Here is a 10737-nt window from a genome sequence, read left to right as displayed (position 1 = left end):
TGCGGCGGCTCAATTCCTATCGCGGGCTATTTCAAAAGCGTGCTGGGGATGGACTCGATGCTGATCGGCTTTGGCAAGGACAGCGACCAGATTCATTCGCCGAACGAAAAATACGATCTGGAGTGTTTCCACAAGGGCATCCGTTCTTGGGCGCGGGTGCTGGCGCGGATCACTGGGTAAAAAACACCCGACCCCGCATTGCGGGGTCGGGGTTGGCCTCAGCGGACTGTGGCGGTCGCGATATAGTCGGGGTTTTCTACAAGGCCGTTCTGGCGCGCGCTGCCTTTGCGGATCGCGTCAACCACCTCCATGCCCACGACCACCCGGCCGATCACCGTGTAGCCGCCATCGAGATGCGGTGCCGGGGCGAACATGATGAAGAACTGGCTGTTGGAGGAATTGGGGCTGCCCGAGTTGGCCATGCCGACAACGCCGCGCTCGAATGGCACGGTCGAGAACTCGTCGGGCAGATTGGCGCGGGTCGATCCGCCCATGCCAGCAAGCGAAATATCGCCGCCCTTCTTGCCAAACTGCACATCGCCCGTCTGCGCCATGAAGCCTTCGATGACGCGGTGGAATACGACGCCGTCATAGGCACCTTCGCGCGCCAGGGCGACTATCTGATCGACTGCGCGGGGGGCGATGTCGGGCAAAAGGTCGATGACGATACGGCCGCTTGCCTGCCCTGCTACATCGAGAACGAGGTTGGGGCCGGGCCCATCGACTGCGTCCTGTGCCGAAGCTGCGCCCGAGAAGGCGAGCCCGAGGCCAAGCACGGCGGCGAAAACCTTATGCAACATCTGCTGCCACCTTTACCGAAATCATGCGGTCCGGGTTTGCCGGCGGCTCGCCACGGGCGATCTTGTCCACATGTTCCATGCCCGAAATCACTTGCCCGTAAACGGTGTATTGCCCGTTCAGGAAGCTGTTGTCGGAGAAGTTGATGAAGAACTGGCTATTGGCCGAATTGGGGTTCGACGAGCGCGCCGCACCGATCGAGCCGCGCGCGTGCGGCACTTTCGAGAACTCGGCCGGCAGGTCCGGCAGATCGGAGCCGCCAGTGCCGGAGCGGCGGGGGTTGTAGTTCTTTTCCATATTGGCGTGTTCGACATCGCCGGTCTGGGCCATGAAGCCTTCGATCACGCGGTGGAAGGCCACGTTGTCATAGGCACCAGCGCGCGCGAGCGTTTTCATCCGCTCGACATGCTTGGGTGCCACCTTGGGCAGAAGCTCGACCACCACCGGGCCATTCGCGAGCGTGATGATGATGGTGTTTTCGGGATCTTTGATCTCGGACATGCGATACTCCTTGGCGTTCGCATTGATTTAAGCATGGGCGAGCGCGGTGAAAAGGGCAAAGCGCCGCATGGTGTTGACGAATGCGTGCATAGCGGCGCAAGTTCGCGCCAAAGAGATACTTCGCAAGAGGGCGCAATGGGCTGGAAAACGCTGGACGAGATCGAAGTGCGCGGGCGCGTTGTGCTGGTGCGTGTAGACATCAATGTGCCGATGGAGGCAGGGCGCGTTACCGATGCGACCCGCATCGAAAAGATCGTGCCAACCATCAAGGATATTCTGGCAAAAGGCGGCAAGCCGGTATTGCTGGCGCATTTCGGACGCCCCAAGGGGCAGGTCGTGCCCGAAATGAGCCTGGCACCGCTGGTGCCAGAACTTTCGCGCGCGCTGGGTGTGCCCGTGCAATTTGCTGAAGATTGCATCGGTGGCCCGGCCAAGCGCGCGGTACAGGCGCTGGTGCCGGGTGAAGTGTTGCTGCTGGAAAATACCCGCTTTCACCCCGGCGAGGAAAAGAACGACCCGGCGCTTGCGGCCTCGATGGCGGCCTTGGGCGAGGTTTATGTGAACGACGCCTTCTCGGCTGCGCACCGCGCGCACGCATCCACCGAGGGGGTCGCGCGTATTCTGCCGGCCGCCGCGGGCCGTTTGATGCAGGCGGAATTGAAGGCGCTCGAAGCGGCGCTTGGATCACCGCAGCGGCCCTTGGTGGCGGTGGTGGGCGGCGCCAAGGTTTCGACCAAGCTTGAACTGCTTAGCAATCTGGTGGCGCGTGTCGATCATCTGGTGATCGGCGGCGGAATGGCCAACACCTTCCTCGTTGCGCAAGGCGTCGAGGTTGGCCGTTCGTTGGCCGAGCGTGAGATGGCCGAGACCGCCCGCGCGATCATCGCACAGGCGGCCGAAAAGGGCTGCGCGATTCACCTGCCCGTTGACGTGGTGGTGGCGCAGGAGCTTGTGGAAGGTGCCGAAAGCAAGGTCGTGCCTATCGCTGCCTGCCCAGCAGACGCGATGATTCTTGATGCCGGGCCGAAAACCGTGGCGGAGGTCGAGCATACTTTCGAGATTTGCCGCACGCTGATCTGGAACGGCCCGCTTGGCGCATTCGAAATTGCGCCGTTCGATGCCGCAACCACGGCTGCGGCGCAAAAGGCTGCGGAGCTGACGCGCGCGGGCAAACTGGTTTCGATCGCAGGTGGTGGAGATACGGTGGCGGCGTTGCACAAGGCGGGTGTGGCCGAAGATTTCACCTATGTTTCGACCGCGGGCGGGGCGTTTTTGGAATGGATGGAAGGCAAGGAGTTGCCCGGCGTCGCGGCGTTGATGCGCTAATCATGCGCGGCACCGGGACGCAGGGCCCGCTAATCACGCGCCCGGCCACCATTGCCGATGCGGCACAGATGGCCGCATTGCTGAACCGGATCATCGAGATCGGCGGCACGACAGCGCATCAGCGCAGCTTCGATGAAGCCCGCATGACGCGCGAATACATCGCCGCGGCAGAGCTGATTTCCTGCACTGTGGCCGATGTCGGGGGCGAAGTGCTTGGTTTTCAGGCACTTGAATGGCCGCATCCGAAAAGCACACGGATGTTGCCTGAAGGCTGGGCGATCATCGCAAGTTTCGTGCGTCCGGGCGCGCAGGGGCGCGGCATCGGGCAGGCGCTATGGGCGGCAACGCAGGCGGCGGCGGTGCGCGCGCAAGTGCGCATGATCGATGCCACGATCAGGGCCGACAATGCCGCAGGACTGGCGTATTACAGCGGCCTCGGGTTTGCCGATTACGCGGTCTTGCAGGCGATTCCGCTGGCAGACGGAACCCCGGTCGATCGTATCCGCAAGTGCCGCGACCCCGGCCAGCCGTGACATTTTGCCAAACCGCGCTGAATTTCGCGCGCAAACGCACCAACGTATTGCGCGAAAAGCCCCAAGCTTCTAAGCCTGTCATGACCTTTTCGTCATAAGGAATACCAACATGCGCGCCACTCGGATCGTTCAAAAAATCCTCGCTAATTACGAAGGCGAAACCCCCGGTGTGAAGGCCAACCTGTGCCGCATGCTGATGGAGGGCCGTCTGGGTGGCACCGGCAAGATGATCATCCTGCCGGTCGATCAAGGCTTTGAGCATGGCCCGGCGCGCACCTTTGCGCCGAACCCGGCAGGCTACGACCCGCACTACCACTACCAACTTGCCATCGACGCGGGATTGAATGCCTATGCAGCACCACTGGGGGCGCTGGAGGCGGGGGCGGATACCTTCGCAGGCCAGATCCCGACGATTCTGAAGTGCAACAGCGCCAACAGCCTGATGAGCGAGACTGCCGGCAAAGATCAGGCAGTCACTGCCAATGTCGATGACGCGCTGCGCCTTGGCTGTGCCGCGATCGGCTTTACCATCTACCCCGGCTCTGACACGCAGCTGGAAATGTACGAAGAAATCAGCGCGATGCGGCAAGAGGCTGCGGCAAAGGGCGTGGCCACCGTGATCTGGTCCTACCCGCGCGGCGAGGCGATCAGCAAAGACGGTGAAACCGCCATCGACGTGGCGGCCTATGCCGCGCAAATCGCGGCGTTGCTGGGCGCGCATATCATCAAGATCAAGCTTTCGACCGATCATCTGATGCTGCCCGAGGCCAAGAAGGTCTACGAAGCCCAGAAGATCGACGTCGCCACGCAGGCGGCGCGGGTGCGCCATTGCATGCAGGCCAGCTTTGGCGGGCGGCGCATCGTGGTGTTCTCGGGCGGTGCGAAAAAGGGCGAGGATTCGGTCTATGACGACGCCCGCGCCATTCGCGACGGCGGCGGCAACGGCTCGATCATTGGGCGCAACAGCTTTCAGCGGAGCCGCGAGGACGCGCTGGCGATGCTGGGCAAGCTGGTCGATATCTACAAGGGTCGTGCCTGAGCGGCTGCCCTTTTCGGGTTTTTCAACAGAATCGGCACCGGGGGATTCCCTTGGCGATTCGTCTGTGTCATGATTCGCGCGATCGCCCCCACCCGAGAGGGGCGGCGCGCGAGGCAGGCATGACGCAACGACGGCCCGGTTTTTGGCCATTGATTCTAGTATTGGGTACGCTTGTTCTTGGCGGCTACTTTGCGCTGGCCGCGTTGCAGGGCTCTTACGGCCTGTTGCGGCGCGTGCAGGTTTCCGCCGAGATCGCCACGCTGCAAGCAGAACGCGATGCGTTGGCAGCAGAGGCCACGCGTATGGCCAACCTCACGCATCGGCTGTCGGACGACTTTCTTGACCTCGACCTCTTGGACGAACGCGCCCGCGACGTGCTGGGCTACCTTCGCACCGACGAGATTCTGATCCGCTGATTGCACTGGCTCGCCCGATCGGGTATGGAATGGTTTAACGTTGAACTATTCCTGACGATGGGAGAGCGCCGTCATGGTTTCACGCAAGACCGCCGCCGCAAGCGACAAGCCAAACATCTCGCGCGAAGAACTTTTAAAGTATTACCGCGAGATGCTTTTGATCCGCCGCTTTGAAGAAAAGGCGGGGCAGCTTTACGGCATGGGCCTGATCGGCGGCTTCTGCCACCTCTATATCGGGCAGGAAGCGGTAGTCGTCGGGCTAGAGGCCACGGCGAAAGAAGGCGACAAGCGCATCACCTCTTACCGAGACCACGGCCATATGCTGGCCTGCGGCATGGACCCCAAAGGGGTGATGGCCGAACTGACTGGCCGCGAGGGCGGCTATTCACGGGGCAAGGGCGGCTCCATGCACATGTTCTCCAAGGAAAAGCACTTCTACGGCGGACACGGCATCGTGGGCGCGCAGGTGCCACTTGGCGCAGGGCTTGCTTTTGCCGACAAATACTTGGGCAATGACAACGTGACCTTCACCTATTTCGGCGACGGTGCCGCGAATCAGGGGCAGGTGTACGAAACCTTCAACATGGCCGCTCTCTGGCAGTTGCCGGTGGTTTTCGTGATCGAAAACAACCAGTACGCCATGGGCACCGCACAGCGACGCTCGACCTCTAGCCCAGACATCCACACCCGCGGCGCGGCCTTTGGCATCAAGGGCGAGGCGGTTGATGGCATGGACGTGCTGGCAGTCAAAGCCGCAGGCGCGCGCGCCGTGGCGGCCTGCCGTGCGGGCAAGGGCCCCTATATACTGGAAGCGATGACCTATCGCTACCGCGGCCATTCGATGTCTGACCCGGCCAAGTATCGTTCGCGCGAAGAAGTGCAGAAAATGCGCGACGAGCGCGACGCGATCGAACATGTGCGCGAGTTGCTGCTGACCGGCGGTCACGCCACCGACGACGATCTGAAGGCGATCGACCGCGACATCAAGTCGGTGGTCAACGAAGCCGCCGAGTTTTCAAAAACCAGTCCCGAGCCGGATGCCGCCGAGCTTTGGACTGACGTGACGGTTTGAGGGAGGGGCACGATATGGCAACCGAAATACTGATGCCCGCGCTCAGCCCCACGATGGAAGAGGGCACACTAGCAAAATGGCTGGTCAAACCCGGCGACACCGTGAAATCCGGCCAGATCCTTGCCGAGATCGAAACAGACAAGGCGACGATGGAGTTTGAAGCGGTCGACGAGGGCGTGATCGAGGCGCTGCTGGTGGCCGAGGGCACCGCTGGCGTCAAGGTAAACACGCCAATCGCGACGGTTCAGGTAGATGGCGAGGCTGCGGCACCCGCCGCCCCTGCCCCGGCCGCCGCCCCAGCACCAGCCGAAAAGCCCGCCCCCGTTGCAGCACAGCCCGCTGCACCCGTTGCGGTGGTGGCCGCAGCCTCGCCCGACTGGCCCGAAGGCACACCGATGAAGACCATGACCGTGCGCGAGGCACTGCGCGAGGCCATGGCCGAAGAAATGGCGCGCGATGAAACCGTCTATCTGATGGGCGAGGAAGTGGGCGAATACCAAGGCGCCTACAAGATCAGCCAAGGGTTGCTGGACCAGTTCGGGGCGCGCCGCGTGATCGACACGCCAATCACCGAACACGGGTTCACCGGCATCGCCGTAGGCTCCGCCTTTGCTGGGCTGCGCCCAATTCTCGAGTTCATGACGTTCAACTTCGCCATGCAGGCCATTGATCAGATCATCAACTCAGCGGCCAAAACGCTCTATATGTCAGGCGGGCAGATGGGCTGCCCAATCGTGTTCCGCGGCCCGAATGGTGCGGCCGCCCGCGTGGGTGCCCAGCATAGCCACGATTACGCCGCATGGTATGCACAAATCCCGGGGCTGAAGGTGGTGATGCCCTATTCGGCGGCCGACGCAAAAGGCCTGCTGAAAAGCGCGATTCGCGATGGCAACCCGGTGATTTTCCTTGAAAACGAAATCCTCTACGGACGCAGTTTCGAGGTGCCCGATCTGCCCGACTTCACCGTCCCGTTCGGTAAGGCCAAGATCTGGCGCGAGGGCGAGGATGTGACGATCGTCAGCTTTGGCATCGGCATGGTGCATGCGCTCGAAGCCGCCGACAAACTGGCAGCCGAGGGTATTTCCGCCGAGGTGATCGACCTGCGCACCTTGCGCCCCATCGATTACGACACGCTGATTGCCAGTGTGCAGAAAACCAACCGCTGCGTAACGGTAGAAGAGGGCTGGCCCGTGGGCAGCATCGGCAACCACCTGAGCGCCACGATCATGGAGCGCGCGTTCGATTATCTGGACGCGCCGGTGATAAACTGCACCGGCAAGGACGTGCCCATGCCCTATGCTGCGAACCTTGAAAAACTGGCGCTTGTGACCTCGGACGAGGTTGTGGCGGCGGTCAAAAAAGTCACTTACCGCTGAAGGGGTTAAGGATATGGTTGAACAGATCCTGATGCCGGCGCTCTCGCCCACGATGGAAGAGGGCACGCTTGCCAAATGGCTGGTGAAAGTGGGGGATACGGTCAAGGCAGGGCAGATCCTCGCCGAGATCGAGACCGACAAGGCGACGATGGAGTTCGAGGCGGTCGATGAAGGCGTGATCGAGGCGCTTCTGGTGGACGAAGGCACAAGCGGTGTCAAAGTGAACACCCCGATCGCCACGGTGCGCGACGAAGGCGAGGCACCGGGCGCAAAACCCGCGCCGGCCGCTGCACCCGCCCCTGCCCCCGCCGAAGCAACTGCTTCCGCTCCAGCACCGAAAGAAACGGCACCCGCGCCTACCCAAGCGCCACGCTCGGGCGAACGCGTTTTCGCCTCGCCCTTGGCCCGGCGCATTGCCGCGGAAAAGGGCCTTGACCTGACCTCTGTGAAAGGCACCGGCCCGCATGGCCGAATCGTCAAGGCCGATGTCTCGGGCGTAGCACCGGTTGCGAGCCCCGCGGCACCCGTTTCGGCAAGCACCCCTGCGGCTGCGGCCGCAGCACCCGCCGCCACAGCCACGGCCGCAGCGCCCATCAGCGCCGCGTCAGTCGCGCGTATGTACGAAGGTCGCGTTTATGAAGAGGTCATGCTCGACGGTATGCGGCGCACGATCGCCGCACGTCTGACCGAAGCCAAGCAAACCATTCCGCATTTCTACCTGCGCCGCGACGTGCGGCTCGACGCGCTGCTGGCCTTCCGCGCGCAGTTGAACAAACAGTTGGAATCGCGCGGTGTGAAACTGTCGGTCAATGACTTCATCATCAAGGCTTCGGCACTGGCGCTGCAATCGGTGCCGGCTGCCAATGCCGTCTGGGCGGGTGACCGGGTGCTTCAAATGAAGGCATCCGACGTTGCGGTAGCAGTGGCCATTGAGGGCGGGCTTTTCACCCCGGTGCTCAAAGATGCCGAGGCGAAAAGCCTCTCGGCACTTTCCGCCGAAATGAAAGACCTCGCCGCACGGGCAAAAACGCGCAAACTTGCGCCGCAGGAATACCAAGGCGGCAGCTTCGCGGTTTCAAATCTTGGGATGATGGGCATCGAGAACTTCGATGCGGTTATCAACCCGCCGCACGGCGCCATTCTGGCGGTCGGTGCTGGGATCAGGAAACCGGTTGTCGAGGGTGACGCGGTGGCAATTGCCACGGTCATGTCACTCACGCTTTCGGTCGATCACCGGGTCATCGACGGTGCGCTTGGTGCCGAACTGCTCGCAGCGATCGTGTGGAACCTCGAAAACCCGATGGCGATGCTGGCCTAAGGCGGCAGCGCCCGACTATACAGGAACGCCGGGGTATTCCCCGGCGTTTTCATTTGCGCAGCAACTGATCCATCTCGGTCGCCGGGTGTTCGCACCCCGCCTCGCCAACGATGCGCGCAGGCACCCCGGCCACCGTCTTGCAGCACGGCACGTCTTCCAGAACCACCGAACCCGCCGCGATGCGCGAATTGTCACCAACGCGGATATTGCCCAACACCTTCGCCCCAGCGCCGATAAGCACGCCATTGCCGATTTTCGGGTGGCGATCCTGTTCCTGCTTGCCAGTGCCGCCAAGCGTAACCGAATGCAGCATGGAGACATTATCCCCCACTACCGCCGTCTCGCCGATGACGATCGAGTGCGCGTGGTCGAACATCACCCCGCGCCCAATCCGCGCGGCGGGGTGAATATCAACTCCAAAGGCTTCCGATGTTCGCATCTGTACAAAGTAGGCCATGTCCTGCCGCCCCTTGCGCCACAGCCAGTGCCCGATGCGGTAAGCCTGTAGCGCCTGATAGCCTTTGAAAAACAGAATTGGCTGTAGATACCGGTGGCACGCCGGATCGCGATCTTGCACCGCGACCAGATCGGCACGCGCGGCTTGCCCTAGGTCAGGCTCGTCCTCATATGCCTCGTCGGCGAACTCGCGCAAAATCTGCTCGCTCATTTCGCCCGAGGCAAGCTTGAGCGAAAAACGATAGGCAAGCGCCCGCTCTAAACTCGCGTGATGCAAAAGCCCGGAATGGATCAGGCCGCCAAGCAAAGGCTCGTCCTGCACGGCCACGCGCGCTTCGTCGCAGATTCGCGACCAGACCGGGTCAACTGCCGCTATTCTTGCCTTCCTCTCGGTCATCACTTGCCCAATCGCGCTACTTCGTAGGGTCCAAGCATAACCAAAGTAATTTGATCGGGAAAGCGAATTTCCCCTCTGCTCTGGGCGACGGTCCAGCGCGGCCAACACCCGCATCAGGCAATCTCGGTATGTGCGTGTTGAAAGAAAGGGTTCCGGCGGCAACGGCCCGATGCTGGCAGCACCCGCCAGCGACCCGTTGCCCCAGCGTGGATGCGCGCGCCCGAAGCGCTTGCGATACGCATCCGCAGCGCGCGCCTTGGCCAATAGCGATGCGATAGCGGCATCGCGCGCCTCTGGCGGCAGCGGCCAGATCGCGCGCGCCGCAGCCGTCAGATCGCCGTGGGTTATCTGGCGCATACTCAAAGCATGGGCAACGAAATCTCCATAAAGTGCGCCGCAAGCCGCACCTTGCCACCCGCAAAACTCCCCCCCGTGGCGGTCAGCAGCAAGGGTTCGGGCGCCCAGAAGGTCATGGGCTGCGAAAGCATCCCGCGCGCCCAGCTTTCTGCGGCAAGCCCTAGGCCTGCACCAAAGCGATCCGGCGCCCCGGCATTGCCCAATTGCCAGCTTGTCATAGTGCCGGTGATCTCGCTTACCACACGCGCCGAAACGCCGATCACCATGGCGTGGCTCGGAATCAGAACGGTCGTGCTAGAGGTTTCTCCCGGCGCAATCGTGTGGTCGATCTCGGCGACCCCCAACATCAACCCCGCACCATGCGCGCTCATCGTCACCGCGCCCGCCACCCAATCGGTGCCATCGTGCAGCGCGCCGCGCCCCTCATCAGCGATAAAGGCGCGCCACCCAGCGGCGGGGCTGGCAAAAACCCATCCGCCATTGGCACCGATCGCCACCTTGCCCGCCTGCCCCGCCCATGCGTTCACCGCACCTGCGGGAACGCCATAACATGCGCCATCGGAAACACTCGTTGGCGGGGTGACGACCCCACGCGAGACGAGCACAAGGTTGACCAACCCATCAAGCCGTAGCAGCGCCTCGTTTACCGTGACGTGTTTTTGCGCCTGTGCTGCTTGTAGCAGCGGAAACGCCATCCTCAAAGTCTCAGCCATCGATCGTCATCCTTGCGAAAGGTCCGGCGCCAAATACGTCGGAAAGTTGCGCTACATGAAGTTCGTACCCGCCCGAAATGCCGTCTGCGGCGTGCATCGCTGCGGCGTAAACCCAACTGGGCGCATCCGTGATGTCTTCGCGGCGGATCACCCCGTCTTTGACGACACGAACCAGATAGGTTTCTGCGGCCTCGCCCAGCGGCACCTCAACCCCCGCCCAGCTATCGCCACCAATGCGCGTGCGACGAATCCAGCTGAAGTTCGCGTCATCATCCTGCATGCGAACCCGCAACTGACACGGCGAATATGGCCGAAGCCCGATACCTTCGAATGCTTCATGCCGATGCACAAAAGACGCGTCGTCATAGCCGAGTGTCGCGGGACCGATGCGGTAGTGGCGCGCCAACCCCCTTGCGCTTTGCGACAGATCAATCT

The 10737-nt window shown here is 62.3% G+C and carries 12 protein-coding genes and 1 pseudogene; 8 read left to right on the top strand and 5 right to left on the bottom strand.

Translation table 11 applies throughout. The annotated features are described in order from the left end of the window. Window positions 1-180, top strand: a 180-nt coding sequence (locus ABY403_RS08280; protein WP_372840305.1) for a M20/M25/M40 family metallo-hydrolase, incomplete at its 5' end; no start/stop codon positions are given. Between the two features lie 38 nt (window positions 181-218). Here the strand turns inward: ABY403_RS08280 and ABY403_RS08275 are convergent. Both ABY403_RS08275 and ABY403_RS08270 read right to left on the bottom strand, forming a co-directional pair. Next, a complete protein-coding gene (locus ABY403_RS08275) occupies window positions 219-800 on the bottom strand; it encodes a peptidylprolyl isomerase (protein ID WP_372840304.1) in 582 nt (193 codons plus the stop codon). Then, window positions 790-1299, bottom strand: a complete 510-nt coding sequence (locus ABY403_RS08270) for a peptidylprolyl isomerase (RefSeq protein WP_372840303.1) — start codon at window positions 1297-1299, stop codon at window positions 790-792. The genes ABY403_RS08275 and ABY403_RS08270 overlap by 11 nt, the downstream gene beginning before the upstream one ends. Window positions 1300-1434: 135 nt before the next feature. Here ABY403_RS08270 and pgk point away from each other — a divergent pair, with 135 nt between their 5' ends. The 7 genes from pgk (at window position 1435) to ABY403_RS08235 (ending at window position 8379) form a co-directional block, all read left to right on the top strand. Next, window positions 1435-2625, top strand: coding sequence for a phosphoglycerate kinase (gene pgk / locus ABY403_RS08265; protein ID WP_372840302.1), 1191 nt, complete (start codon window positions 1435-1437; stop codon window positions 2623-2625). 2 nt (window positions 2626-2627) lie between these two features. After that, window positions 2628-3158 carry an N-acetyltransferase family protein gene (locus tag ABY403_RS08260; RefSeq protein ID WP_372840301.1) on the top strand — a complete coding sequence of 177 codons (531 nt, stop codon included), beginning with the start codon at window positions 2628-2630 and terminating at the stop codon, window positions 3156-3158. 109 nt (window positions 3159-3267) lie between these two features. Next, entirely contained in the window at window positions 3268-4197 is a 930-nt protein-coding gene (locus ABY403_RS08255; RefSeq protein ID WP_372840300.1) for a class I fructose-bisphosphate aldolase, read from the top strand. 161 nt (window positions 4198-4358) lie between these two features. Continuing rightward, on the top strand, window positions 4359-4613 hold the full coding sequence (locus tag ABY403_RS08250) for a septum formation initiator family protein (RefSeq protein ID WP_372840299.1): 255 nt from the start codon (window positions 4359-4361) through the stop codon (window positions 4611-4613). 73 nt (window positions 4614-4686) lie between these two features. Further along, window positions 4687-5685 (top strand): pyruvate dehydrogenase (acetyl-transferring) E1 component subunit alpha, encoded by a 999-nt coding sequence (pdhA, locus tag ABY403_RS08245; RefSeq protein WP_372840298.1) that lies wholly within the window; start codon window positions 4687-4689, stop codon window positions 5683-5685. A 14-nt stretch (window positions 5686-5699) separates the two neighbouring features. Next, window positions 5700-7061, top strand: coding sequence for a pyruvate dehydrogenase complex E1 component subunit beta (locus ABY403_RS08240; RefSeq protein ID WP_372840297.1), 1362 nt, complete (start codon window positions 5700-5702; stop codon window positions 7059-7061). 13 nt (window positions 7062-7074) lie between these two features. Further along, window positions 7075-8379 (top strand): pyruvate dehydrogenase complex dihydrolipoamide acetyltransferase, encoded by a 1305-nt coding sequence (locus ABY403_RS08235; RefSeq protein ID WP_372840296.1) that lies wholly within the window; start codon window positions 7075-7077, stop codon window positions 8377-8379. 49 nt (window positions 8380-8428) lie between these two features. Here ABY403_RS08235 and cysE read toward each other — a convergent pair whose 3' ends face one another. From cysE to ABY403_RS08220, 3 genes and pseudogenes are all read right to left on the bottom strand, one after another. Continuing rightward, window positions 8429-9232 (bottom strand): serine O-acetyltransferase, encoded by an 804-nt coding sequence (cysE, locus tag ABY403_RS08230; protein ID WP_372840306.1) that lies wholly within the window; start codon window positions 9230-9232, stop codon window positions 8429-8431. A 359-nt stretch (window positions 9233-9591) separates the two neighbouring features. Then, complete coding sequence (locus tag ABY403_RS08225) at window positions 9592-10302, bottom strand: DUF2793 domain-containing protein (protein ID WP_372840295.1); 711 nt, start codon at window positions 10300-10302, stop codon at window positions 9592-9594. Then, window positions 10295-10737 (bottom strand): annotated as a pseudogene (locus ABY403_RS08220) (host specificity protein); the annotation flags it as partial. The gene ABY403_RS08225 and the pseudogene ABY403_RS08220, both read right to left, overlap by 8 nt.

This window comes from Phaeovulum sp. (assembly GCF_041596715.1).
In the GTDB taxonomy this organism is placed as follows: Bacteria; Pseudomonadota; Alphaproteobacteria; order Rhodobacterales; family Rhodobacteraceae; genus UBA6213.
Note: the sequence above shows the minus strand (reverse complement) of the source record. Positions and strands in the feature narration are given on the sequence as shown.

Bases quoted from the DNA above. Each gene is read 5' to 3' on its own strand.
- ABY403_RS08275 (WP_372840304.1), bottom strand. From the start codon at position 800: ATGTTGCATAAGGTTTTCGCCGCCGTGCTTGGCCTCGGGCTCGCCTTC.
- ABY403_RS08270 (WP_372840303.1), bottom strand. From the start codon at position 1,299: ATGTCCGAGATCAAAGATCCCGAAAACACCATCATCATCACGCTCGCG.
- pgk (WP_372840302.1), top strand. From the start codon at position 1,435: ATGGGCTGGAAAACGCTGGACGAGATCGAAGTGCGCGGGCGCGTTGTG.
- ABY403_RS08260 (WP_372840301.1), top strand. From the start codon at position 2,628: ATGCGCGGCACCGGGACGCAGGGCCCGCTAATCACGCGCCCGGCCACC.
- ABY403_RS08255 (WP_372840300.1), top strand. From the start codon at position 3,268: ATGCGCGCCACTCGGATCGTTCAAAAAATCCTCGCTAATTACGAAGGC.
- pdhA (WP_372840298.1), top strand. From the start codon at position 4,687: ATGGTTTCACGCAAGACCGCCGCCGCAAGCGACAAGCCAAACATCTCG.
- ABY403_RS08240 (WP_372840297.1), top strand. From the start codon at position 5,700: ATGGCAACCGAAATACTGATGCCCGCGCTCAGCCCCACGATGGAAGAG.
- ABY403_RS08235 (WP_372840296.1), top strand. From the start codon at position 7,075: ATGGTTGAACAGATCCTGATGCCGGCGCTCTCGCCCACGATGGAAGAG.
- cysE (WP_372840306.1), bottom strand. From the start codon at position 9,232: ATGACCGAGAGGAAGGCAAGAATAGCGGCAGTTGACCCGGTCTGGTCG.
- ABY403_RS08225 (WP_372840295.1), bottom strand. From the start codon at position 10,302: ATGGCTGAGACTTTGAGGATGGCGTTTCCGCTGCTACAAGCAGCACAG.